Source organism: Streptomyces bullii, assembly GCF_042657145.1.
In the GTDB taxonomy this organism is placed as follows: domain Bacteria; phylum Actinomycetota; class Actinomycetes; order Streptomycetales; family Streptomycetaceae; genus Streptomyces; species Streptomyces bullii.
Window position 1 is genome coordinate 277886 of sequence record NZ_JBHSNY010000004.1, and the last position, 22573, is coordinate 300458.

24 protein-coding genes are annotated in these 22573 nt (G+C 67.7%); 13 read left to right on the forward strand and 11 right to left on the reverse strand.

The window, feature by feature from the left end; genetic code table 11:
* Positions 1 to 59: 59 nt before the first annotated feature.
* The 10 genes from ACFPZJ_RS12615 to ACFPZJ_RS12660 all read right to left on the reverse strand — a co-directional run bounded on the left by ACFPZJ_RS12615 (position 60) and on the right by ACFPZJ_RS12660 (position 8959).
* Positions 60 to 539 (reverse strand): LuxR C-terminal-related transcriptional regulator, encoded by a 480-nt coding sequence (locus ACFPZJ_RS12615; RefSeq protein WP_381020566.1) that lies wholly within the window; start codon positions 537 to 539, stop codon positions 60 to 62.
* 24 nt (positions 540 to 563) lie between these two features.
* Positions 564 to 1796 carry a cytochrome P450 family protein gene (locus ACFPZJ_RS12620; protein WP_381020569.1) on the reverse strand — a complete coding sequence of 411 codons (1233 nt, stop codon included), beginning with the start codon at positions 1794 to 1796 and terminating at the stop codon, positions 564 to 566.
* Positions 1797 to 1809: 13 nt separating this feature from the next.
* Positions 1810 to 2988 (reverse strand): cytochrome P450, encoded by a 1179-nt coding sequence (locus ACFPZJ_RS12625; protein ID WP_381020572.1) that lies wholly within the window; start codon positions 2986 to 2988, stop codon positions 1810 to 1812.
* Positions 2985 to 3587 (reverse strand): GTP-binding protein, encoded by a 603-nt coding sequence (locus ACFPZJ_RS12630; protein ID WP_381020574.1) that lies wholly within the window; start codon positions 3585 to 3587, stop codon positions 2985 to 2987. The genes ACFPZJ_RS12625 and ACFPZJ_RS12630 overlap by 4 nt, the downstream gene beginning before the upstream one ends.
* Positions 3565 to 3921 (reverse strand): DUF742 domain-containing protein, encoded by a 357-nt coding sequence (locus tag ACFPZJ_RS12635; RefSeq protein WP_381020577.1) that lies wholly within the window; start codon positions 3919 to 3921, stop codon positions 3565 to 3567. Before ACFPZJ_RS12635 ends, ACFPZJ_RS12630 begins: the two co-directional genes overlap by 23 nt.
* Positions 3918 to 4334, reverse strand: a complete 417-nt coding sequence (locus ACFPZJ_RS12640; protein ID WP_381020580.1) for a roadblock/LC7 domain-containing protein — start codon at positions 4332 to 4334, stop codon at positions 3918 to 3920. The genes ACFPZJ_RS12635 and ACFPZJ_RS12640 overlap by 4 nt, the downstream gene beginning before the upstream one ends.
* Positions 4331 to 5794 carry an ATP-binding protein gene (locus tag ACFPZJ_RS12645; protein ID WP_381020582.1) on the reverse strand — a complete coding sequence of 488 codons (1464 nt, stop codon included), beginning with the start codon at positions 5792 to 5794 and terminating at the stop codon, positions 4331 to 4333. The genes ACFPZJ_RS12640 and ACFPZJ_RS12645 overlap by 4 nt, the downstream gene beginning before the upstream one ends.
* Positions 5794 to 7638: a glycoside hydrolase family 15 protein gene (locus ACFPZJ_RS12650; RefSeq protein ID WP_381020584.1), complete on the reverse strand. Its 1845-nt coding sequence runs from the start codon at positions 7636 to 7638 to the stop codon at positions 5794 to 5796. Before ACFPZJ_RS12650 ends, ACFPZJ_RS12645 begins: the two co-directional genes overlap by 1 nt.
* Before the next feature lie 230 nt (positions 7639 to 7868).
* Positions 7869 to 8363, reverse strand: coding sequence for a DUF6415 family natural product biosynthesis protein (locus tag ACFPZJ_RS12655; protein WP_381020587.1), 495 nt, complete (start codon positions 8361 to 8363; stop codon positions 7869 to 7871).
* 161 nt (positions 8364 to 8524) lie between these two features.
* A complete protein-coding gene (locus ACFPZJ_RS12660; protein ID WP_381020590.1) occupies positions 8525 to 8959 on the reverse strand; it encodes an ATP-binding protein in 435 nt (144 codons plus the stop codon).
* Between the two features lie 201 nt (positions 8960 to 9160).
* Here ACFPZJ_RS12660 and ACFPZJ_RS12665 point away from each other — a divergent pair, with 201 nt between their 5' ends.
* The 13 genes from ACFPZJ_RS12665 (at position 9161) to ACFPZJ_RS12725 (ending at position 21364) form a co-directional block, all read left to right on the forward strand.
* Positions 9161 to 9964, forward strand: coding sequence for an aminotransferase class IV family protein (locus ACFPZJ_RS12665; protein WP_381020592.1), 804 nt, complete (start codon positions 9161 to 9163; stop codon positions 9962 to 9964).
* Positions 9965 to 9979: 15 nt separating this feature from the next.
* Positions 9980 to 10900 (forward strand): SUMF1/EgtB/PvdO family nonheme iron enzyme, encoded by a 921-nt coding sequence (locus tag ACFPZJ_RS12670; protein ID WP_381020595.1) that lies wholly within the window; start codon positions 9980 to 9982, stop codon positions 10898 to 10900.
* Positions 10901 to 11779: 879 nt separating this feature from the next.
* A complete protein-coding gene (locus tag ACFPZJ_RS12675) occupies positions 11780 to 12544 on the forward strand; it encodes a hypothetical protein (protein WP_381020596.1) in 765 nt (254 codons plus the stop codon).
* A 9-nt stretch (positions 12545 to 12553) separates the two neighbouring features.
* On the forward strand, positions 12554 to 13099 hold the full coding sequence (locus ACFPZJ_RS12680) for a GNAT family N-acetyltransferase (RefSeq protein ID WP_381020598.1): 546 nt from the start codon (positions 12554 to 12556) through the stop codon (positions 13097 to 13099).
* Between the two features lie 539 nt (positions 13100 to 13638).
* The gene (locus ACFPZJ_RS12685; RefSeq protein ID WP_381020601.1) at positions 13639 to 13998 is read left to right on the forward strand and encodes a MarR family transcriptional regulator; all 360 of its coding nucleotides are present in this window, start codon (positions 13639 to 13641) and stop codon (positions 13996 to 13998) included.
* A gap of 361 nt (positions 13999 to 14359) precedes the next feature.
* Positions 14360 to 14557, forward strand: a complete 198-nt coding sequence (locus ACFPZJ_RS12690; RefSeq protein ID WP_381020604.1) for a helix-turn-helix transcriptional regulator — start codon at positions 14360 to 14362, stop codon at positions 14555 to 14557.
* Positions 14554 to 15951, forward strand: a complete 1398-nt coding sequence (locus ACFPZJ_RS12695) for a tyrosine-type recombinase/integrase (RefSeq protein WP_381020607.1) — start codon at positions 14554 to 14556, stop codon at positions 15949 to 15951. Before ACFPZJ_RS12690 ends, ACFPZJ_RS12695 begins: the two co-directional genes overlap by 4 nt.
* A 636-nt stretch (positions 15952 to 16587) precedes the next feature.
* Entirely contained in the window at positions 16588 to 17217 is a 630-nt protein-coding gene (locus ACFPZJ_RS12700; RefSeq protein ID WP_381020608.1) for a tyrosine-type recombinase/integrase, read from the forward strand.
* Between the two features lie 239 nt (positions 17218 to 17456).
* Positions 17457 to 17663 (forward strand): helix-turn-helix domain-containing protein, encoded by a 207-nt coding sequence (locus ACFPZJ_RS12705; protein WP_079080635.1) that lies wholly within the window; start codon positions 17457 to 17459, stop codon positions 17661 to 17663.
* Positions 17664 to 17848: 185 nt separating this feature from the next.
* Complete coding sequence (locus ACFPZJ_RS12710) at positions 17849 to 18808, forward strand: tyrosine-type recombinase/integrase (RefSeq protein WP_381020611.1); 960 nt, start codon at positions 17849 to 17851, stop codon at positions 18806 to 18808.
* 323 nt (positions 18809 to 19131) lie between these two features.
* Positions 19132 to 19848, forward strand: a complete 717-nt coding sequence (locus ACFPZJ_RS12715; protein ID WP_381020613.1) for a DUF4839 domain-containing protein — start codon at positions 19132 to 19134, stop codon at positions 19846 to 19848.
* Positions 19849 to 20213: 365 nt separating this feature from the next.
* Entirely contained in the window at positions 20214 to 20579 is a 366-nt protein-coding gene (locus ACFPZJ_RS12720) for an HhH-GDP family DNA glycosylase (protein ID WP_381020614.1), read from the forward strand.
* Between the two features lie 560 nt (positions 20580 to 21139).
* The gene (locus tag ACFPZJ_RS12725) at positions 21140 to 21364 is read left to right on the forward strand and encodes a hypothetical protein (RefSeq protein ID WP_381020617.1); all 225 of its coding nucleotides are present in this window, start codon (positions 21140 to 21142) and stop codon (positions 21362 to 21364) included.
* A gap of 137 nt (positions 21365 to 21501) precedes the next feature.
* Here ACFPZJ_RS12725 and ACFPZJ_RS12730 read toward each other — a convergent pair whose 3' ends face one another.
* Complete coding sequence (locus ACFPZJ_RS12730; protein WP_381021298.1) at positions 21502 to 22113, reverse strand: molybdopterin-dependent oxidoreductase; 612 nt, start codon at positions 22111 to 22113, stop codon at positions 21502 to 21504.
* Positions 22114 to 22573: the final 460 nt, after the last annotated feature.

The following is a 22573-nucleotide window of genomic DNA, read 5'->3' on the forward strand; positions in this document are numbered from 1 at the left end:
CAGCACGAACGGAGGCTGAGCGGGGCGCTCCTGACTTGCGGTGGGAGTCGTGGGCCGGGTCACTTGCTCGCTCCGCTTCGTGGCCCGTGCGACTGCTCGGCGGCCAGCAGTTGCCAGCTGTGCGCCAGGACCACCAACTGGGTGGTGTCCTGTGTTCCCGTGGCGGCGAGGAGCTGGTCGAGTGCGTCGCGCAGGTCGGCGGGGGCGAGGTTGGCGGCGCGGGCGATGTCGAGGGGCTGGCTGTGTTCGGCGACGGCCTTGAGTAGGCTGATCTGCTCGGCGCTGATGTCCGGAGCGGGCCGCTCCGCTGCAGGGGCCGTGATCTCTCTGGCGTCGAGGAGGCGGTGGGCGACGACGGCGAGGGAACAGCGTTCGGGGCAGCGCAACTTCCAGCGCACGGTGCGCAGCGTGGAGTGGACGGTGTTGGGCTTGAGCTGGGTTGTGGCTGCGATCTCGCGAGCGTTCAGGCCCTCCACCACGTGCTGGGCGAGCCGCCGTTCAGACGGGGTGAGGCGCTGGGTTGGGGCGAGGGCGGTCATGGCGGGCTTCCTCGTTGATGTCGGTCAGCTGGTCGTTGTCGGGCGCAGGCGCACGGGGACGGTGGTGTGTCCGTTGCTGATCAGGCTCGGCAGCCTCTCCAACTTGTCGGATGCGGTGGCGAGTCGGACGTCAGGGAAGCGCTCGAAGAACAGGCGCAGGACGGTGGCGATTTCGAGACGGGCCAGCGGAGCGCCGAGGCAGAAGTGAACGCCGTGCCCGAAGGCCATGTGCTCCTTGCTTAGGCGGGTTGCGTCGAATCGGTCGGCGTCCTCGTGCCAGTCCGGGTGACGGTTGGCGGCGGCGTAGGAGGCCAGGATGGCGTCTCCGGCGTGGATGGTCTGCCCGTCGGGGAGCGGGATGTCGGTGAGGGCGTAGCGCAGGGGCAGGTGCTTGACCGCGGGCTCGTGCCGCAGGGTCTCCTCAACGATGTCCTGCCAGGTGCACCGTCCATTCCGGACATGGGCGAGTTGCTGCGGGTCGGACAGCAGGGTGGTGAGGGCCTGGTCGATGACGTTTGCGGTGGTCTCGTACCCGGCGCTGATCATCAGCAGGAGCGTGTCGCGCAGCTCGGCGTCGCTGAGGGTGGAACCGTCGCCTTCCTCGTCGCGGGTGGCGATCAGAAGCGAGGTCATGTCTTCGCCGGGCTCGGTGCGTTTGATGGCGATGAGTGCGTCCAGCAGGGCGTAGAGGGCGGCGGTGTTGGCGGCCTGTTCCTCGGTGGTGAGGTGGGTGGCGAACACGTTGTCGACCACGGTGCGGAACTCCGTGCGCTGGTCGGCGGGGACGCCCATGAGCTGGCCGATGACGGCGATCGGCAGCGGGTAGGCGAGGTGTTCACGCAGGTCGACGGTCTCGCCGGCGGGGAGCGTGTCGAGGTCGTCGAGGATGCCGGTTACCAGCGCCTCGATGTCTGCCTGGAGGGCGGCGGTGCGGCGGGCGGAGAGAGCGGGGGCGACCATGCGGCGCAAGCGACTGTGGTCCGGGCCGTAGGCGGTGAACATGTTCTCCACCGCGACCCACAGGGCCAGCGGCCAGGTGGGGACGGTCTCGGCGAAGGCCGGCCAGTGGGCGCGGCCGTCCTTGGAGACGTCCTTGCTGGTGAGCAGCTGCTTGAGGAGGGCCGGGGCGGAGACGGACCAGGCCCGCACGCCGAGGATGTCCACCGGCGTGGCGGGACCGCGCTCGCGCAGGGCCTGGTGTTCGGCATCCGGGTCGCTGCCGGTGGGGTCGAGGACGAGTATCTGCTGCTCGGGCACGTCAGGGTCTCTTTCAGCTGGTGGGGAAGGTGACGGGGAGGGCGACCAGTGAGCGGTGGAAGGGGCCGGGGCGCCAGGCGAGGTCGTCGCGGCGGGTGTCGAGGTCCATCTCGGGCAGGGCGTCGAGGATGTGGAGGATGGCGGCTTCGGCGATGAGATAGGCGTGCGAGCTGGCCGGGCAGCTGTGCGGGCCGGCGCCCCAGGCGAGGTGGGCCCGGTTGCCGAGCGGCCGGTGGGCTCCCAAGGCGGGGTCGTTGTTGCAGGCGGCATAGCTGATGACCACCGGCTCGTCGGCGGGTAGCAGATACCCGCCGATGTCGGCCGGGCGGGGAGGGTAGGTCATCGCGAAGTTCGCGAGCGGCGGGTCGCGATAGAGGACGCTTTCCAGGGCCTCGCGGACGGAGGCGTCGCCGGCGTGCAGGTCACCGGAGAACTCGCTATTGGTGAGCATCTCCAGGAGCGTGTTCGTGATCAGGTTGGTCAGGGGTTCGATGCCGGCGCCGTACAGGGTGATGAGCTGCTGGCCCATCTCGGTGTCGTCCAGCCGTGCGACGTGGGCGAGGAGCCCGCTGGTCACGTCGTCGCCGGGATACTGGCGGCGCAGGGCGACGAGGTCCGCCACGGCCTGGGCCATGATCTGGTTGCCGATGGAGGCGTTGACCCCGTCGAAGATCTTCGCCATTCCGTCCGCGATCCGCTGTCCGACTTCGTCGGGGCAGCCGAGCAGGTAGCTGAGCGTCTGGAAGGCGAGCGGCCAGGAGTACTGGGACAGCAGATCCGCCTTCCCGTCGGCCTTGAAGGCGTTGATGGTCTGCTCGGCGACCAGTTCGACGTGGTCGCGCAGCGCGTGCTGGTCGACAGCGGCGAGGGCGGAGGTGTTCGCGGCCCGGTAGCGGGCGTGCTCGGCGCCGGCCGAGCGCAGGGCGTTGGGACGCCACTCCATCATCGGCCGGACGGGGCAGGTGTCGGGGATGGAGGTCTGCCACCGGCGCGGATCGGCGGGGAAGCGTTGCGGGTCGCCGAGGATGCGGCGGGCCTCCTCGTAGCCGACGACCAGCGTGGCGGGCACACCGGGGGCCAGGTCCACGGGGACCAGAGGGCCGAACTGCTCGCGCATGCGCTGGTAGGCGGCGTGCGGATGCTGGGCGAACTCCGGTTCGTACAGGGGGATGCGGTGGGTCGCGGTGCTCACGGTCGGGGCTCCAGACGGTGCGCGAGACGGGCGAGGTATTCGGTGAGCTGGATCAGGGCCTGCATGCAGGACGCTCGGTCCCGGGCATCGCACACGGTCAGCGGCGTGTGCCCCTCCAGGGCGAGGGCCTCGTGGACTTCTTCGAGCGGGTGGCGGGGCGCGCCGTCGAACTCGTTGACCGCCACTGCGTAGGGGACGCCGTTCTCTTCCAGCAGGCCGAGGATCTCGTGGGAGGCATCTAGGTCGCGCGGGTCGACGAGGACCAGGGCACCGAGGGCGCCGATGATCAACTCCTGCCAGAGGAAGCTGAACCGGGCCTGGCCGGGGGTGCCGAACAGGTAGAGCACGAGGTCGTCGCTGAGGTGCTTGCGTCCGAAGTCCACGCCGACGGTGGTGGTGATCTTCTCCGGCGTGCGGGCCAGGTCGTCGACGAGGGCGCTCGCACGGGTGATGGTCTCCTCCATATGGACCGGAGGCACCTCGGAGACGCTGCCGACGAAGGTGGTCTTGCCCACGCCGAAGGCTCCAGCGACCACGATCTTCGCGGTAGCCGTCACCGTGCGCGCGACGAACCGGTCAGGCGTGGGCGCGGAGGCCATGGAGAACCCTTTCGATGAGTGAGGCCGGGGGCCGGTCGTCGTCCTGGCTCTGGGCCAGGGTCATCAGCCCGTGTCCGATGAGGTCGGCGACGAGGATCCGGGTGGCCGAGGGCGGGAGGGCGAGTGCGGAGGCGATCTCGGCGACGGCCAGCCCTCCGCCTTGCGCGGGGGCGAACAGGGCGAGTACGCGCCGTGCGTCCGGGTGGAGGCCAGGAAGGGTGCCGGTCGCGGCGAAGACCAGGCTCTCCAGACGCACGTCCTTGCTGGGGCGGGTACGTCCACCCGTGCGGACGTAGGGCCTGACCAGATCCGGGTCCTGCCGCGGCCTGCTCATGCCAGTGGTGCTTCCGTGCCGTTGGCGATGCGTGTCTGGACGCCCAGCTGTTCGCCGACGCTCGCGGCCAAGCGCAGGGCGGCCTCGCTGATCACACCGATGTCCGCGTGAGGGCTGTCGGTGCGGACGGCGAGGATGGTGTTGTCGCCAGCAGGGATGAGCAGGGAAATGTGGTCGACCGACTCCATGACGAACTGGCGGACGCCCCCGCCGTCCGTCTCCCGGTCGTAGGCCCGCGATGCTCCCCACAGCGTGGAGGCGATGGCCGAGATCTTCTCGGCGCGCTCGCGCGACAGCCGGTCGGTGTAGGCCGGACTCATGCCGTCCGCCGCGACCAGCACGGCGTACTCCACGCCGGCGGTCTCCTCAAGACTTCCGAGGAGCCAGCCGATGTTCTTGCGGGTGTCGGTCATGCGTCGTGTCCTTGGTCGTTGTCGGCAGTGGGGACGGGGGTGCCCTGCTCGGCGCGGGCGCGCTGGGTGCCACGCGCCCAGGCGGCGACCACGCTCGCCCGCCCCGGCTCGGCGTTGGCAGGGCGGGCAACGGGACCGGAGACAGGTGCGGCGCGACGGCTGCGCACCGTCAGTCCGCTGGCAGTCGTGCCGACAGCGGCACGCTCCTGGTCAGACTCCCCGGCAGTCGGCGGGACGGGGGTGAGCGCGGGTGCTGTGGCTGCCGGAACCGCGGCGAGCGCGGGGAGCCGGCCGGAGGGTGCGGAGGCGAGAGGAGTTGGCGGACCCTCCTGTGCCCCCTGCGAGGATGCCGGCGGCGCCTGGGGCGCCGTGGTGAGGAGTTCCTGGGGGAGGGTGAGGAGCGCGCGGGTGCCCAGCAGGGAGTTGGGCGCCTGGACATCGACCCGGAATCCGTAGGCGCGCGCGAGGGCGGCTACGACACGGAACCCGGTCTGCGGACGGGCGCCGAGCTGCGTGATGTCGTCCGTGCGCTGCCCGGTGAGGATGTCCCGGGCGTTGTCGAGCTGCTCCGGCGTCATCTGCAGGCCGCTGTCGTCCACGAAGACGGTGACCCCGTGGTGGCCCTGTTCGAAGGACACGTGCACTCTCGACTGCGGTGGCGAGAAGCGCAGCGCGTTGTCCAGCAGAAGCGCGAGGGCGTGCACCACGGGCCCGACCACGCGGGTCTTCACCGCGACGGTGAGTTCCTGGGGCTGTACGCGCTGGTAGTCCTCGACGTAGCCCATCGCGGCCCGCACCACATCGGTCAGCGTCGTCGTGGGCCAGTGCCGGGTCAGCTTCCCGCCGGCCAGAATGGCCCAGCCCTGAGCGACCAGCAGCATCTGCTGCACGGTGTGGTCGATACCGGTGAGCGTCTCGAACGCGGCGTCGTCCTCGTGCCGGCGTACACCCTCGCTGACCTTGCGGCTGGTCTTGGCGGCCATGCCCACCAGCGCCGACGACACACTGCGCACTGCGGCCTCGGTCGACCGCACGGCAGTGGCACCTACCCGAGCGATCTCTTCCTGGGCGGCGGTGTGTGAACGCCGTAACTCCTCCGCCCCGCGCGTCTTCGCCTGCACGACCTCCTCGTGCGCCGCGTACTGGATGTCGCGGACCACCGCCTGGACGACGCCGGCGGTGCCCTTGACCACGTTGGTCAGTTGCTCAGCGATCACGGTGTCGGCCAGTTCCGGTGCGGGGGCCGGCACCGTGATCCGACCGCCCGACCGGTGGATCTCGGGCAGCGTCTCGTCGACCAGCTTCTGCAGGGCACCCACGGTGGCCTGTCGTTCGCGGGCCAGGAGGTGGGCCTGCCGCCTTGTCTTCTGCCAGCGGCGGTGGGTAATCCAGGCCGATGCCGCAGCGACGATGGCCGCAGCGGCAAGCACGATGACCATGATGGAGGCGGTCGTGTTCATCAGACACCCGCCGTCAAGAGCACGTCGGCCTCGGCTGCGGGCGCCCCCGCGCCGAGCTGCTGCAGCAGGAGCGCGGACCCGATCACCCCGATGTGGCTGTACGCCTGCGGGAAGTTGCCCAGTTGTCGCCCGGTGGCGGGGTCGTACTCCTCGGCGAGCAGCCCGAGATCGGTACGCAAGGTCAGGAGCCGGTCGAAGAGAGCGTGGGCTTCGTCCAGGCGGCCGGTCAGGGCGAGCGCATCGACCATCCAGAACGAGCAGAGCAGGAAGGCCCCCTCGTCACCGTTCAGGCCGTCGAGTCCGATGCGGTCGCCGGCGGTCGGGTACCGGCGCACGAGGCCCTCCGGGGTGGACAGTTGCTGACGTACTGCTTCCACCGTCCCCAGCACGCGGGGGTCGTCGGGCGGCAGGAATCCCACCCGGGGGATCAGCAGCAGGGCGGCATCGACCTCCTGCGATCCGTAGGACTGGGTGAAGGTATTGCGGGCCGGGTCGAATCCACGCGTACACACCTCGTGGTGGATGGCCTCGCGCAGATCGACCAGAGCGAACAGGTCAGCGTCCAGAGCGCCGGCCTCGACCAGACGGATGGTGCGGTCGACGGCCACCCAGGTCATGACCTTGGAGTGCACGAAGTGCCGCCGCTCACCCCGGACTTCCCAGATCCCCTCGTCGGGCATCTTCCACCGCTCGGCCAGATGCTCAATGAGCCGCTGCTGGAGGACCGCGGTGTCGCCACAGCGGGCGACCCCGTTCTGGTGGGCGAGGTACAGGGTCTCGATCACATAGCCGTACACGTCGAGCTGCAACTGGTCCACAGCCTCGTTGCCGATCCGTACCGGGCCGGAGTTCTCGTAGCCGGGCAGCCACCGCAGCTCCCGCTCCGGTAGATCCCGCTCTCCGGTGATGCCGTACATGATCTGCAGGTTCTCCGGATCTCCGGCCACGGCCCGCAACAGCCACCGCCGCCACGCCTCGGCCTCATTCCGGTATCCCGAACCGAGCAAGGCGGCCAGGGTGGTGGAGGCGTCGCGCAACCACGTGTAGCGGTAGTCCCAGTTCCGGCCACCACCGATCTCTTCCGGCAGCGACGTGGTCGGCGCTGCGACGATGCCGCCGCTGGGGGCGTACGTCATCGCCTTCAGGGTGATCAGCGACCGGACGACCGCTTCCCGGTGCGGGCCGTCGTAGGCGCACTGGCTCGTCCAGTCCTCCCAGAACGCCAGGGTCGCGGCGAGCGCCGCATCGGGATCCGGGATCTCCGGCGCGGCCCCGTGGGAGGGTCCCCAGCTCAGTACGAAGGCGACGCTCTCGCCGGCGGTGACCGTGAAGGAGCTGACGATCGCGCCGTCCTTCTCAACCTGCCCGGTGGAAGTGTCGAGCCACAGGGCGTCCCCTCCGCCCTCAGCGATCACGCGTCCGCCCAGCTCATGGATCCACGGGCTGATCCGGCCGTAGCCAGGGCGGGCGCGCAGCGTGGAAGCCATGGAGACCTGGCCGGCTGTTCCCTCCACGATCCGGATCACCTGCGGTGCCCCGTCGCGCGGCGGCATGAAGTCGGTGACCTTCGCGCTGCCGGACGGCGCCGTCCAGACCGTCTCCAGCACGAGGGACTCACCGACATAGCGCCGCGCGGCAGTCGCACCAACTCCCCCCTCGCACGCAGCGGCCGGGGCCATGCGCCACGCTCCGTGCTTCTGCGTGCCGAGCAGCGCAGCAAAGAGGGCTGGCGAGTCGAAGCGGGGCAGGCACAGCCAGTCGATCGAACCGTCGTCGCAGACGTGGGCACTGGTCTGCATATCGCCGATCAGGCCGTAGTGCTCGATACGCGGAAGGCGTTTCATCGTGTAGATCTCCGTAAGGCCCCCGAATCCGGGGAGGGCTCCAGGGCCGTCGAAACGGCCGGCGAACTGTCGGTGAGGCGAGACTCCGGGGTCACCGGTGAGGCGGCGACTCGCTCCGGGCCGGTGCTGGTTCCTGGTCCGCCGATGGCGCACTGATTGCGCGATCACCGCGGAGAACCAGCCATGCCGTGGGACCAAGGATCAGGACGATCAGAACCGCCCGGTGACGGTCATGTCCGGGGCACCGACCCGGCCAGGACAAGACAGGCGAAGGCGACCGCGAAGACTGTGCCGCGCAGGAGGTTGATCGGCGGCGTCCACCAACGACGGCCCCGTCCAGGCATCGCCCGGCTGGTGCTGTGGGCCTCCGTGGTCGCCACGAGTTCCTGGGTCGCCTCGGCCAGTTTGACCAGATGCACCCTGCTGGGCATGTAGCCGTCGGGAACCGCTTCCAAGCCCAACCGCTGCGCGCGGCGCAGCGCCGGCTCCTCCTTCGACACCATGACGCCGAGTCGATTGATGTGACCACGCAGACGCCTCGCAAGGTCTTCAACGTCAGCAGCGGTCTCCGGCAGCGTTGAATCCTCGTGCAGCACGAGCGCCACTGTCTCCGCCGCGGCCACCGCTTGGTCGCGCTGCGCAGCCGGCTCACTGGCGACCCGGCCCTTCCTGCTGGACGCGACGCGTTGACCGGCGTCCTGGCGGGGAGCCAGCGAGAGACGCATGACACAACTCCTATTCAGATCAGGCCAAGTTGACCGGGGTCGCCGTGCAAATTGTGGAAATGGGCGCAATCGGTCCGCTCGCAGCCGATGAGGGGCAGCCAGGCGCCGCCATGGGGAGAGCGAGACGACACCAGATCTGTGCGCCGGCGGGACTGCAGCCATCACGCCCTCCCTTCAGGGATGCGGAAGATGCACCACGTCGTCTTGCCGTCTTCGCTGACGCCCCACTTCCGGGAGAGGACGGCGACGAGGAACAGACCGCGGCCCGACACGTCATCGTCACCAGCGAAGCGCAGTTCGGCTGGAGTCGGGTTGTCGTCGGTGACCTCGATACGCAGTTCGCCGTCGGGGTACCGGAGCCGGAATCCCACGTCTCCGCTCCCGTGCGCGAGTGCGTTGGTGACCAGCTCGGAAACGGCAAGCACGATGCTCTCGGCCAGCTCGTCGTTCACGTTCCACAGGCCCAAGAAGGCGCGGGTGATCCGACGTGCAAGGCCGATGCAGACCGGGTCAGAGGCGAAGGCCACATCGAAGGCGCGCCACGTCTGCGGCAGCGCCTTCGCAGCGGCTGGCGCGACGGCTGTGACGGGGCTCATCGGTGGCCTCCCGGGTGGGCGGTGTGGGGGAGCGTGCTGCGCGCGGCGTCCTTGCGGTGCACGTCACGCCTCGTCGATCACCGGGCGTGTTCGCACGGTGACCAGCGAACACCGTGCTGCATGGAAGGGGGAAGGAACTTTCTGTGAAGTTGACTCGTCAGTAACTAGGTTTGGGGTGCCGCCGGAGTGCACGGTCCTGACATGCTGGGCGGCATGGTGACTCTCGATGGAAAGCCCGTATCCGCAGACGATTTGCTGCCCCTTGCCCTGACCAACACCGGCCACTTCACGTCCATGCGCGTCGACGCCGACGGCAGCATCCGGGGCCTGACGCTGCACATGGAACGGCTCGTGCGAGACAGCAAGATCGTGTGGGGCGCAAGCGTTGACCCAGAGCGCGTCCGGGAGTACGTCCGGCAGGGCCTGGATGGGCAAAACGGCGCGTGCGTTGTCCGCGTAACGATCTATGACCCGAAGATCGAGCTGGGGCACCCGGCCGACGCCAATGATCCGCACATCATGGTGTCCGTGCGCGGGGCCGGCGCCCTGCCCCCGGAGCCGCTGCGCGCCATGAGCGTTCCGTACGAGCGCGACCTCCCCGAGGTGAAGCATTGCGGCCTGTTCGGTGCCCTGCACGCACGTCGCACGGCGCAGCTCGCAGGCTTCGGCGACGCACTGTTCGTCGGTCGCGACGGTCTCGTCTCCGAGGGTGGAACCTGGAACGTCGGTTTCATCGACGGCAAAGGAACCGTGGTGTGGCCGCAGGCGCCCGTGCTGCCCGGTGTGACCATGGCGCTCCTCCAGAGGCACGCCAACGGCCTCGAGCACCGCACCGCTCCTGTCACCCTCGACCAGGCCAAGTGCATGGCCGCAGTCTTCGCCACAAACACCAGCATCGGCGTCCGTTCCCTGTCGGCGATCGACGACAAGGAACTGCCGGCGGAGCACCCCGTGCTGGACGCGCTCCGCGAGACGTACCTCTCCATCCCTGGCGAGACCCTGTAGACGCCGGGGGGCAGCGTGGTGACGGGGGCCACACGATGGACCGGACGGGAAGTCGCTCTGCTGCGCGAGGCACTGCGCATGAACGGCAAGGACTTCGCCGACAAGGTTGGCATCAGCTACCGGCAGCTCGTGAACTGGGAAAACCGGGGCGCCTCGATCAAGCCCCACCCTGGCAACCAGGCCGCGCTGGACACCCTGCTCTCCACCGCGCCCCCCGATGCCCAGTGGCGGTTCGCCCAGTCCCTCACCGAGCAGGCCGCCGTCGGGCACGACGAACGCACCGAGGAACTGCTGCGCCGTGACCCGCGCACCACGCGGCACCCGGTTGACGGCAAGGTCATGGTGCTCGTTGAGGAGGGTATTTACCTGTCCGGCCCCAGGGGCGCGGCCATCTGGGTGGATGCCTACCGGATCGACGTGTACCCCACGACCAACCGCGACTACGAACAGTTCGTCCGCGACAGCGGACATCAGCCGCCGCGGCACTGGCCCGGCGAGCGCTGCCCCAGCGGCCTGCACGATCATCCTGTGGTCTGGGTGACGTGGCACGATGCCACGGCGTACGCGCGCTGGGCGGGCAAGGCGCTGCCCACCGTAGAGCAGTGGGAGAAGGCCGCCCGCGGCCCGAAGGGACGTGCTTACCCGTGGGGTGAGGAGCCCACCGCTGCGAAGTGCAACACCGCCGAGTCGGGCATCGGCGGTACCACGCCCGTCGCCCGCTACCAGTCCGGCGTCAGTCCCTACGGGGTCTTCGACCTGTGTGGCAACGTGTGGGAGTGGTGCTCTACACCGGGAACCGACGGGTCGGACCGCTACCAACTGAAAGGGTCCGCGTTCAGCAGCCCGTTCGAGCGCGCCGCGCCGGCACTCGAAAACGCGGCCAACTCCACGATGAAGGACAACGACACCGGATTCCGCTGCGTCGCGCCCGCGTAGCTCGGTGCCGGCGCGCCGCCCCACGGCGTGAATAGGGGGGTACTGCGTGGGCGGGTTCACGGGGACTCCCAGTCAGATTGTGCTCGGTTAGGCACTCTCGGCGATGACACAGACGAGCCTTGCAATCCGATCCTGGAGGGAGCTACCCCCTAACCAACCTCGGCCGTTTTACGCCGAGTTGACGGAGAACCTCGGTCTTCCCTCGGACTCACCTCGGAGGCAATAAGTACCTTCGAAGGAGGGCAACTTGGCCGAGACAGCGTTCTACTGTCGGAGCAGTGACCTGCCCGGCGCGTGGTTATGGGAGGCAGAGTTGTTGTTCTTCCGGCGCCTTCTCGAAGAGAGAGGCATACGGACCCCCGACGACTTCCTTCCGCACTATCGGAAGGCAGCGACGCGGCTCGGAGTGACTAACGCAGAGCCAGCCCCGAAGACCATCGAAGGATGGATCTACGAGGGCCGCAAGCCGCAGCGGGTCTTCCGGCCCGTGATCGTGGACATGCTTGGCCACAGCATCGAAAGCCTCTGGACCGAAGTCCCCGAGGGCTCCAAACCGAACTTCGTTCCGTTGGCCGGCGCGTCACCAACTCACCCCCGCGTCAACACCGACGTGGACCTCGACGAGATGAAAAGGACGGGCGCGATGGCTGTACGACGCGCAAAGGACTTCCTGCTCGGAAAAGACCGTGAAGCAGTAGGCGACGACACGCTCGGCCTGCTTGATGACGAGGTGCAGCGGGACTGGTCGTCGCCTACCCGCGGGAGCCCCTGTCCACCATCTGGGAAGACCTCCTGGAGACCCAGAACCAGGTCTTCTGCCTGCTGGAAGGCGGCAGGGTACGCCCCTCGCAGCTCCGTGACCTCAACGTCAAGGCGGCCGTGCTGTCGTTCCTGGTGGCAAAGGGCTTCAACGACATGGAGATCCCGCACCAGGCGCTGACCATGACCCGAGTCGCCGCAGCGTGCGCGCGGGACGCCGAGCACCCTGGACTCATCGCGCTCACCGACGGCCTGAAGTCGCTCATCGCCTACTGGGAGGACAAGCCGAGCGACGCCTATCACTACGCGGCTCAGGGCGCTGAGACCACGGCAAACCTGCACGGCACCGTGGGCCTCTGGCTCCTGGGCCTCCAGGCACGCGCTGCCGCTGCCCTCGGCGACGCAGACACTGTGCGGGCCCTCAATCAGCAGGCCGACGACAGGCGCGAGCGCGTGGTACCCGACGACCTGGATCAACTCGGTGGTCTGTTGACCTACCCCGCCGAGAAGCAGCTCTACTACGCGGTGGAGTCGGAGGCCCTGCTCGGCCACGGCGGCTCGCAGCTCGCAGCACAAGCCGAGCGAGCTGTGCAGGGCTTCAGCGACCCCAGGTCTCCCAACTGGGCCTTCGGAGACCTCGCCGGATCTCAGTGCGACCTGGCGCTGATCCGCCTCTTCGGCGGCGACGTCGAGGGTGCCGCCGAGGCGATCCGGCCCGTTCTGGACCTCCCGATCTCCCATCGCAACAACGGCATCGTCGTCTCCGCCGGACGCGTCCGCCAGGCCCTCACCCGCAGTCCCGCGCACGATGCCATCGCAGCACGAGACCTGTGTGCAGAGATTGAGGTGTTCCCTGTCAGTCGGCCGGCCCTGCCGCGAGGGTAGGGTCCGGGCATGCACCCGGTCACGCGCTCCAGCCCACGGCTCGGCCTTCGTGAACTCGCCGTCCAGGACGTCGACGCGGTGTTCGCCATCTACGGCAGCCTGGAGGCCACAGAGCACCTGTCGTTCGAGCCGCGCACTCGGGACCAGGTTGCCCACATCGTGGCCCGGTCCATTACCTCGGCGAGGGAAGAGCCGCGCAACGAGTACGCGCTAGCCGTCGTGGAGCGCGAGACGAACGAAGTGATCGGGTTCGGGCGGATGGCACTCGACCCGCACCAGCAGCGCGCAGCCACCTTCGGCTTCGCGCTGCGCCCCGATGCGTGGGGTGTCGGCTACGGCCTTGAGACCGTACGCCTTCTTCTCGCCCTCGGGTTCGAGGACCTTGGCCTTCACCGCATCTGGGGAGCGCGCTCCCCGATCAACGAGGCGTCGGCGAAGACCATGGCAGCTGCGGGCATGGTCGAGGAGGGCACGATCCGCGAGCACATCTTCAAGGACGGGCGGTGGCGTGACTCCGTCGTGCACGCCATCCTCGACCACGAATGGTCGGGCTAAGGAACTGGCGGTTGAGATTGTGGCGGCCTCCTCATGCCGCCCTCGCCACATTCCTGGCCTGTGTCCCGGCCGCTGCGCCCTCGCCGCGAGCGCGCCGTACGAGTGATGGCTGGGTTGCTGCGCTACGGGCGGTCGTGCTCGCGCACTCCAACGTCGCCGTGGCCTCTGGCAACCACCGTGCCGAGAACCACCGCCCCGCCAACCGGCCCCCGGTCCTGGTCCACCACTTCAAGGTGGTGTGACGGGGTGAGGCAGGACGTCGAGCGCAGGACGGAGTACTCGGCGGACCGCACCTGGGAGCGGTGAATTCGCCCACGGCAGACAGGAAAGAGCGCCGAAAGAATGGATAGGTGCGCGAGGGCTATGTCAACGTAAAACGTCCAGCGATACACCATGCCAGTCGGTGCTGCTCGATTCGCTCAAGCTTCCGCAAATGACCGGAACTCATACCTCGCGCGATTCGGCCCCCTGATAGGGCTCCAACCTGGGAGGTCCGCCTGTCTGAGTCCGCTATCCGATCTGCCCGATTCACCGAACCCGTGCTTTTTGTCCTCGGCGGCCTGAATGCCTGGATCGGACAAACGGCCGGTGATCACCTGGCGGTCTCAACGGGCCTCTGCGTCTCCGTCCGTGCGGCCGGCCTATTCGGCGAAGATCTCTTGCAGCGTGCGTACCGCAGCGACCGTGCTGTCCTCGCGCACGTGGCACGGCATCCCGGTGTCACAACTAGGCAAGTGGCACAGGCTCTTGGGATTCCTGAGCGCCGCGCCATGGCGAATCTCGGCCGGCTCGCCCACGAAGGTCTGCTAACCGTTACTTCGGACGGCGTTTCCGGCGACCCGCGCTCGTATCTCCTCCCACCTGTGGACGGGGAGGGCAACGAGACGTCGAGTGTGTGATGCGCCGGGCAACATAGCCGACGATCGCCGGTTAGCCAAACCGGCGATCGTCGCGACCATTGGGGTGTTCGCTTTTCGGCTGCGCTTGGCGGTGGAGCCGTTGCGGACGCAGGCAGCTTCGCGTTAGCGAGAGGAGGCGCGAGGCAGCTCTGCTACGGCTCTCTGCCGTAGGCAGCGCGAGGCAGCGCGTGCCGTCGGCAGGCGGCCGTCCTGGCGCAGATCGCGCGAGGTGCTGCTGGGACCCTGTCGCTCCTCGCTCTCCGCAAGGAACCCCTTCCATGTGCCGATCCGCGATACCCCCTTCCCTTTTTCGTCCTGAAGCGACACTGCCCCTTGCCCTCAGCGTCTGCGAGGTGCAGGCATGACGGTAGCGGTGAAACCCGGGGCAAAGCTGACCGTCGATGACGTGTGTGGCGAGCTGGGAATAGCTCGATCCACCTTCTACGACTGGCGACAGAAGGGGCGAGGGCCACGTTGTATCCGACTTCCCAACGGCACCCTTCGGATACGGCGTAGCGATTTCGAAAACTGGCTTACTGATTGTGAGGACGCATCTTGATCGATGGCACGTTTGACGTACGGATCTACAACATCGAGCGCCGGACGCGAGCGAACGGATACACCTACAAGGTGGTCTGGAAGGTCGGTACCAAAAAGCACAGCAAGACCTACCCGACCAAAGCACTCGCGGATGCCCGACGCTCCGACCTGTTGACCGCAGTCAAGCGTGGCGAACCCTTCAGTAATCAGACCGGCCTGCCGATCTCGTACTCCAGCAAGGCTGCGGATACCAACTGGTACGACTTCGCGGTCGAGTTCGTCGACAAGTCCTGGCCGCACTTCTCCGCCAACCAGCGGAAGAACGTGGCCAAGGCGATGACCCCCGCGACCATCGCCTTGCTCCGGACGCCTCCGAGGCAGTTCGATCCGGTCAAGGTGCGGATGGCGCTGCGCGAGTGGGCCTTCAACTCCAAGCGCCGTACCAATCCCGAGGAGCCGGTGCCCGACGAAGTGCGCGTCATCCTCGACTGGGTTCAGCGCAATACGCTGTCGATGGCAGCGTGGGAGCAGTCGGACCGTGTCGACTCGGTCGTCTCCGCTCTCGGGACACTGCTGGACGGCTCTGCCGCAGCGGCCAGCTCTGTGTCCCGCAACCGGCGGATCATGAACCTGGCGATGGAGTACGCCGTCCGCCACGGCATCCTCCGCAAGAACCCCCTGCCCAAGGGCAAGGGAAGCGGAGGGGGTGCCCCCAAGGTCGCTCAGGCCATCGACAAGCGCTCTCTGCTTAACCCTGAGCAGGTCACCGCCCTCCTCGATTGGATCGGCACGCGCCCCCTGCGGCGGGGGCCCCTCTATCGGGCCTTCTTCGCGACCCTCTGCTATGCCGGTCTCCGCCCGGAGGAAGCCGTCGCGCTTCATGTGAGCGACGCCACGCTGCCGGCGGAGGCGGGCTGGGGCGAGTTCATCGTCCACAGCGCTCGGCCGGAGGTCGGCAGCCAATGGACCGACAGCGGAGAGCCCCACGATGACCGTGACCTGAAGGGGCGGGCGGAGGGCGACACCCGCACTGTGCCTATCCACCCTGACCTCGTCGCTTTCCTTCGCGAGGTCATCGTCCAGTACAAGCTCAAGCCGACCGATCTCCTCTTCCCCGGAGAGTTCGGCGGCAGGCTGGCGGGCTCGGTCTTCCGGCGAGTCTGGGACAAGGCCCGAGCGGAGGTCCTCCAGCCCCACGAGTACAAGTCGCCGGCGGGTAAGCGCGTGTACGACTGCCGCCACACCTGCCTCACCGCGTGGCTCAACAAGGGCATACCCCCGGCCCAGGTCGCCGAGTGGGCCGGGAACAGCGTGCCCGTGCTCCTGGCCATCTATGCGCGGTGCATCGTCGGCCAGCGGGACAACTACCTGAAACAGATCTACGACGTCAGGTACGTCAGCAAGGCCAAGTAGCGCGGATGCGAGAAGGGCGGTGCGGGACCCCCGTGGATGGGGTCCCGCACCGCCCTTCGGCGTTGCCCCGCGGGGCCATTTGGATGCATTCGGGCCTTGGGGCTGGGGGACGTATGGGGGACAGACGCCCGTAGAGCCCCAGGCTCAGCCGGTTTCAGCCGGACTCCAGCACGGTTCGGCGAACCGGCGTACGCTGGAAATTTGCGAAGGTCAGACACAGTCTGACCAGGCAAAATAACGTCCACCTGACGTGGCGTCAGTGGCGCCCCCGGCAGGACTCGAACCTGCGGCCAAGCGCTTAGAAGGCGCCCGCTCTGTCCCTGGCTGCTCACTGCCCGGCGCTGGTGGAGCTGGCAGTACCCCGACGCGGTGCTTGATTGTGCTGATTCGCCGACGGCAGACACGTTGAGGGCGCAATTGACTGGAATGACGCGGCGAAGCAAGCAAACCTAGAACAGTCCGCAGCAGCGCGACTACGCGCTGCTTTCACGTGTGTGCGTCAGGGGCTGAGACTATCGAGTCGGGCGCAACATAGCCGACGATCGCCGGTTAGCCAAACCGGCGTTTCTCCAGACCATTGAACTACCCGCTGATCTGCCGGGTGTGTTCCGTCGTTCCCGCAAGGAGTTCAAAAGTATGTCCGTCGAAGTCATGGAAGAAGAGTGGCTGTATTCCGAGGAGCAGGTTCGAGCGCTGCTTGAGTGGGTGGGTGAACGGGAGGGTGTTGAACGTTCGGTGTACCCCTTCATGCGTGTTGTGGCCGAGCAGGCTCTGCGCCCGGGCGAAGCCCGTGAGCTGCGAGTGAGCGACGTGGTGCTCCCGGAGCGTGGCCTGGGCAAGCTGACCGTCCGCTACAGCGGGAAAGCGAGGGAGGTTCCCCTCCGCTCGCAGTCCGTCGAGTTTCTGCGGGCATGGATAAGCGAGGCCGGCCTGCAGGAGGACGATCTCCTGTTTCCCGACCTGCGCGGACGTTCAGCCTCGACTCCCGTATACCAGCAGGTATGGGCGCAGGCCCAAGAGGCCGTCCTGCCGCGGGACGATCGGTACTCGTGGCGCCTGGGGGAGCCCATCTCCATTCTCCGGGAGTCCTGCCTGGTGAAGTGGCTCGGGATGGGCATCTCACCCTTCACGGTTGCTGAGTTGGCCGGTGTGACTCCGAGTTGGCTGGCCCTGCGTTACCCGCACTGCTTCCGTGTGGAAGACGCCGAGATCGACTGGGACCGCCTGGAGGCCATCATGGGCCTCCCCGATTCACTGAAGTCGTGAATTTCGCCCCGCGCCCTGGCTGAGCTCCAGAGCGCGGGACGCATGGGGCACAACCGCCCTCTCGGTATGAACTCCTGAGCGCGATGAAGCCGCCGTGTGACCAACCTCCATTCGGCCGAGGCTCGCCATACGCGTTTCACCCCTCGACAGGGTTTCTCGACCGGCCCTTACACCGGCCGACGCTCAGATGGCTGTCTCGCCGGACGCCCAGCCCTCCCCCAGTACTTCGAGGCCCCGCTATGCCCGCACGCCTGCTGTCCATCCCCACCGTCGCCGCCGCCCTGGATGTCGACCGTCGAACCGTCTATCGCTTCATCGCAGCCGGCGACCTGCCTGTCGTCGACCTCCGCACCGGGCCAGGTCGCTCCCGTGTGCGGGTCCCAGCGGCCAGCCTTGACGAGTTCCTCAGCCGTCGCGCCGTTGTCATGCCGACAACTCGCCGCTGACCCCGATCATGGCGGCCCCGTCATCGAACAAGGAGTAGAACCTGTACCTCCGCAAGTTGAAGTCCGGCAACTGGCAAGCGACTGTACGCAACCGGGCAGGAGACCGGTACAGCGAGTCGTTCCCCCTCAAGGCGCAGGCCCGCGCCTGGGGCACCGAGATGGAGACACAGTCCGCCCGCGGAGGCATGCGCGACCCACGCGCCGGCGAAATCACCTTCCGTGAGTGGCACGATCGCTGGTGGGATGCCCGCATCGTTGAGCCCCGCACCCTGCGCGGCGACGCCTCCACCATCAAAAACCACGTCATGCCCTACTGGGCGGACTGGGAGATGCGGGCCGTTACTCGCATGGACGTCCAGAGTTGGATCCGATCCCTGGTGGAGAAGGGCGTGGGCGCCGCCGCGATCAAGCGGGCGTACAACCTGACCTCGTCCATCATGCGCGCGGCCGTGGATGACGATGTGATCGCGTTGAGCCCGTGCCGCCGCATCGACCTGCCTCAGATCGCCGTCAAGCCGCCACAGTGGTTTACGACCGACCAGGCGCAGAGCATCCTCGACGAGCTTCCCGCCCCCTGGAAGACGATGTGCCTACTGGGCGTCTATACCGGACTGCGCTGGGGCGAACTTTCCGGCCTTCACCGTCACCGCATCGACCAGCGGCGCTCGCGCCTCTTCGTGGTCGAGGTCAACACCAAGCGGGGCATCAAGGAGTATCCCAAGAGCTCCAGGAGCCGCCGGGAGGTCCCACTCCCGGCCCATGTCCTGGAAGCACTTGAACGTCACATATACCGGCTCGACCGGGACGCCGTGGTGTTCACCACCGTCACCAAGGGCCGGTCCGGACGACTTCTCGATGACGGTAACTGGCGCCGACAGACCTGGTGGCCAGCCATCGAAGGAGCCCGCTACTTCGATGACGACGGCGAGCAGCAACTTGTCCCGCACTACCCGCCCCACTCCATGCGCCACACCTGCGCCTCATGGCTGGTCCAGAAAGGAGTCTCCCTCTACGAGGTCCAGCACCTCCTCGGCCACGAGAGCTTCCAGACCACCCAGCGCTACGCTCACCTGCAGCCGGATGCGCACAAGGCCGTCCTCGGGGCCTGGGAACGGATGGAAACCCCGCTCACGATCGCCGCATAAGCGTTCCTTCGCCCCTGTCCTGCTTGGACAGGGGCGAAGCCGGTTGCGAGCGGAACACGATCACGATCGCGAGTTCGAGCCGGGCGGCTCTTCGTGGGGGAGCACCCTGCGGCCGTCAGTGTCGAACGACCACGGACAGGCGTAGGCATCGACGTCGTCTTTATGCCCTGCATCCGCAACCGAGACGCGCTGCTCAGGCACGGCAGCGAGCGACCCGGTCGAGCGGGAGAGCAGGGGCCGAAGGCGACGTTCGTCTCTCGCGAAGTCATCTATGCTCGCGCCCAGTTGGTATGACCAGTTCGCTTCAGGGGGCGGAGAGCCGCATGGCCGATGAGATCAAGTACGAGTACAAGGCCGTGCAGACGGTTCGGGGCACCGACGGTTTGGTGATCTCGAAGATGCAGAAGGACGGATGGGAGCTCGTGGAACAGCTCCCAGGCAGACTTCGCACCACCCTCAACTTCCGTCGGCCGAAGAGGCCACTACCGTGGCGTCTGATCGGGGCGGGGGCCGCCGGCCTCGTGGTCTTGGCTGCCGTCATCGGCACGGGCGTTGCGCTCGGCGACGGCGACGAGGAGAAGGGCGCGTCAGCCAGTTCGACGGCCGCCAGTGAGAAGCCTTCTGCTACGCCGCCCACAGACGAGCCGACCACCGCTGAGGTGATCACGGCGCAGAACAGTCCCGAGTTCGCGACGTTGTTGAAGGCGGATCCGTGTGGCGAAGCGAACGTGAACTTCGCAACCAAGCACGAGGGGCAGACGGTCGCCTTCGACGGGTCAATCAGGCACATGGCGGCCCACGCGGATGACCGGACCCGCTACGACTTCCTTCTCGGCCCGGGCGACAAGGGGCCGCAGACGACGGACGGTCCCAACTTCAAGTACGAGGACGTCAACACCGCCGACCTCCACCTGACCGGCAAGCAAGTCCCTGCCACCATTGAAGTTGGCGACAAGTTCCGCTTCATCGCTGAGGTGATCGAGTTCAACACGGTCCAGTGCCTATTCCGCCTCGCCCCGGTCTCGACGGAGACCCGGTAGCCGAAATGGGCAGTCTTCCCAGCATGGAGGGAGCTGCCCGATGGAACGGCCCCCTGCTCCATCCATTCGATAGTTTTGAACTTTCCCACCAGCTTGCCAGACGGCAGCGCCATCCTTGCCCTATGCTCGCATCCAGCCCTGCCCAACGGCTCGCCGACCACGTTCGACACCTCCTTGGCAGCGGACCGTTTCTCCAGCCCGGCGGATGGACCCACATGGGTGCTGTCATCTGCGACGTCAGCTTCCAGCCACGGTGCAACTACGAGAGGACTCTCCGACCACGGCTCCTCCATTCGCAACTGAGCTGGGCTGATGCAAGAACAGTCCGCGGCTTCCAGCGCCGGCTCGTTACGGAAGACCTTGCCGTGGCCATGAAGTTCAACCACGCACAGAAGGTCGCGACGGCTCACGCCATCACCGACCTCCTCGCTGCCGACGGGGTCGATACCCGCGAGGACCTTCACACCTGGCTCGATCATCAGGCCAATCGCGCCGCTCTGCGCACGGTCAAGGGAGTGGGGCCGAAGAGCATCGACTACATAGGCAATCTCGTCGGCCGTTCGCACGTCGCCGTTGACGTACATCTGCGCGCCTTCGCCATGGATGCTGGTGTTCCGGAACTCCCATACGACCAGTTGCGCGCAGTGTATGAGGAAGCCGCCGCACTTCTCGGGCACGACAAGGGTGCACTGGAGCATGCCGTTTGGCGGCATAGGTCGAAGGCCCCGTAGCCACCCAGCGGGCTGGCCGTTGTAGGTGCGGGTTACAGCAGGAAGATCTGCTCGTGGATGATGGGCGGCCGAGTCCGCGGACGTTGCCTCCTCTTCCCCTCCCACCAGTTAGCGAAGATCCTTCGGCGCCATTATTGAGGCCAGGCGGAACCGTCCTGTGGCCGGGGAATTTGCCGTGACCCCATGTGTGGGGACACCTGTTCGGTTCGTTTTGCAGCTGGAGTCGTGACCAACCTGCCCTCTCAACCTGCCACGACCGAAGGCTGGAGATGTGTCTCGAACCGTGTCTCGCCGGTGTGTGGCGAGCGATCGCGGGTGTCTGGGAGGCGCGAGCGGGACCGACAGCACGGTCGGGAGGCCCGGCTGCTCGCAGCGGGCTGGCTGCTGGGGGTCGGCATCGGCCACCGGTCCCGCGGTGTACGTCCAAGTTGGCGGCTACCGCATGGCGGCAAGCGGTGCCGCAGCGTGCCCCAGGGCGCCACGCTGTGGGCTTTGGCGACTCCAGACGTACGTGCTGACGCACGAATAGACGCAAGGCAAACGAACCTTAGCCTTCTCTGATGAGCAGGGTGCGCGCCCGGGCATGGCGCTTCACGATCGAGAAGGGGCAGGCCGGCGCGGAGGCTGTCCAGGCCGTCGAGATGGGACAGGGCCCGCTGCCTGTCTCTTTGGCCGCCATGGTCAACATCAACGTCCTTGCCTGTGACCTGCGCAAGACGGTCGGCCAGCGGGGAAGAGGCACCGATCGAGGCGCGTTGGGGCCTCCTACGAGGGGCAATTACTGAACCTGCCCGCGGGCGCCGGTGTGCTGGTCTAATCCCCTACTGGGTCTCCAGGTGGTCACCCAAGGCCAGGGCGTGCCGTCGGCCACACCGGAGAGGAGTGCGGGGGAACGCAGTGCTGACGGTGGGGTGAGGCGCCCTTACAGGACCGGCCCTTCACCCGGCTCCTCCTGATAGCTGTAGCGCTGCTCGCGCCGGACCTCGCCGATGTTGTGGTAGCCGCGCTCCTCCCAGAACCCCCGGCGGTCACGCGTCATATACTCGATGCCCCGGACCCACTTGGGGCCCTTCCAGCCGTACAGCGGGGGTACCACCAGCCGGACGGGGAATCCGTGCTCCGGTGTCAGGGTCTCCCGGTTGCGGAACCGAGCCAGGAGCGACTGGTCGGAGGCGAATTCGTGCAGGCGGAGGTTGGCGCTGAAGCCGTATTCGGCCCAGACCATGACGTGGGTGACGTCCGGCGTGGGAGGGGCGAGCGCCAGCAGGGTCGACGTGGCCACCCCCGACCATTCGTTGTCCGGGACGGTCTTGCCGGAGACGCAGTGCAGGTCGGCCACGACCGTCGACAGCGGCAGCTCGGTGAACTCCTCGTAGTTCCAGATGTACTTGTCGCCGGAGGCCGTGGCACCGAAGACGCGGAACTCCCAACGCTCCGGCTTGAACTTCGGGACGGGGCCGTAGTGGCGCGTGGGCCAGCCCGCCACCGAACGCTGTCCGGGTGGAAGGGCCTCGTCGCGGGTACGGGTGTGGATCGGGCCCTGCGCCTCGCGCGGGCGGTCGCTGTCCCTGGTCCACCGCTGCCAGAAGGAGAGCCTGCGAAGGGTGGCGAGGGTGTCGTGGTGGTCGGGGCCCAGCCGCTCGGTCTGGTCCGCCAGCAGCTCGGCCAGTGCCGAGGCGGCCTTGCGGGCGTGGCCCTCCGCCAGATCGGGCCGTTCGGCGCGGGTGAGCGGGCCCTGCCCGTTGAAGTGACGGGTCAGCTTCATCGCGGTCGTCGCCAGGAGAGCCGCATCCTTGGCGGGTCCGTGTTCGAGCAGAGCCAGGGCGCCGGCGAGACAGCCCTCGTAGTCGACGGCGAGCGTGTTGTCGTCCCCCGCCTCCCCGGCGGGAATCCGGGCCAGCGCGTCGGCCGCCAGCACCATCGTGGCGGCCCTGCGCTCGGCGTGCTCCGTGTGGGCCTCCTGATCGGGATGGCCCGCCACGACTCCGTAGGCG

Excerpts from the sequence above, each read along its gene's own strand:
- ACFPZJ_RS12615 (WP_381020566.1), bottom strand. The coding sequence starts at position 539 with ATGACCGCCCTCGCCCCAACCCAGCGCCTCACCCCGTCTGAACGGCGG.
- ACFPZJ_RS12690 (WP_381020604.1), top strand. The coding sequence starts at position 14,360 with ATGACGGTAGCGGTGAAACCCGGGGCAAAGCTGACCGTCGATGACGTG.
- ACFPZJ_RS12635 (WP_381020577.1), bottom strand. The coding sequence starts at position 3,921 with ATGAGCAGGCCGCGGCAGGACCCGGATCTGGTCAGGCCCTACGTCCGC.
- ACFPZJ_RS12725 (WP_381020617.1), top strand. The coding sequence starts at position 21,140 with ATGAGCAGGGTGCGCGCCCGGGCATGGCGCTTCACGATCGAGAAGGGG.
- ACFPZJ_RS12665 (WP_381020592.1), top strand. The coding sequence starts at position 9,161 with ATGCTGGGCGGCATGGTGACTCTCGATGGAAAGCCCGTATCCGCAGAC.
- ACFPZJ_RS12700 (WP_381020608.1), top strand. The coding sequence starts at position 16,588 with ATGTCCGTCGAAGTCATGGAAGAAGAGTGGCTGTATTCCGAGGAGCAG.
- ACFPZJ_RS12630 (WP_381020574.1), bottom strand. The coding sequence starts at position 3,587 with ATGGCCTCCGCGCCCACGCCTGACCGGTTCGTCGCGCGCACGGTGACG.
- ACFPZJ_RS12710 (WP_381020611.1), top strand. The coding sequence starts at position 17,849 with ATGCGCGACCCACGCGCCGGCGAAATCACCTTCCGTGAGTGGCACGAT.
- ACFPZJ_RS12645 (WP_381020582.1), bottom strand. The coding sequence starts at position 5,794 with ATGAACACGACCGCCTCCATCATGGTCATCGTGCTTGCCGCTGCGGCC.
- ACFPZJ_RS12650 (WP_381020584.1), bottom strand. The coding sequence starts at position 7,638 with ATGAAACGCCTTCCGCGTATCGAGCACTACGGCCTGATCGGCGATATG.
- ACFPZJ_RS12705 (WP_079080635.1), top strand. The coding sequence starts at position 17,457 with ATGCCCGCACGCCTGCTGTCCATCCCCACCGTCGCCGCCGCCCTGGAT.
- ACFPZJ_RS12680 (WP_381020598.1), top strand. The coding sequence starts at position 12,554 with ATGCACCCGGTCACGCGCTCCAGCCCACGGCTCGGCCTTCGTGAACTC.
- ACFPZJ_RS12655 (WP_381020587.1), bottom strand. The coding sequence starts at position 8,363 with ATGCGTCTCTCGCTGGCTCCCCGCCAGGACGCCGGTCAACGCGTCGCG.
- ACFPZJ_RS12715 (WP_381020613.1), top strand. The coding sequence starts at position 19,132 with ATGGCCGATGAGATCAAGTACGAGTACAAGGCCGTGCAGACGGTTCGG.
- ACFPZJ_RS12640 (WP_381020580.1), bottom strand. The coding sequence starts at position 4,334 with ATGACCGACACCCGCAAGAACATCGGCTGGCTCCTCGGAAGTCTTGAG.
- ACFPZJ_RS12660 (WP_381020590.1), bottom strand. The coding sequence starts at position 8,959 with ATGAGCCCCGTCACAGCCGTCGCGCCAGCCGCTGCGAAGGCGCTGCCG.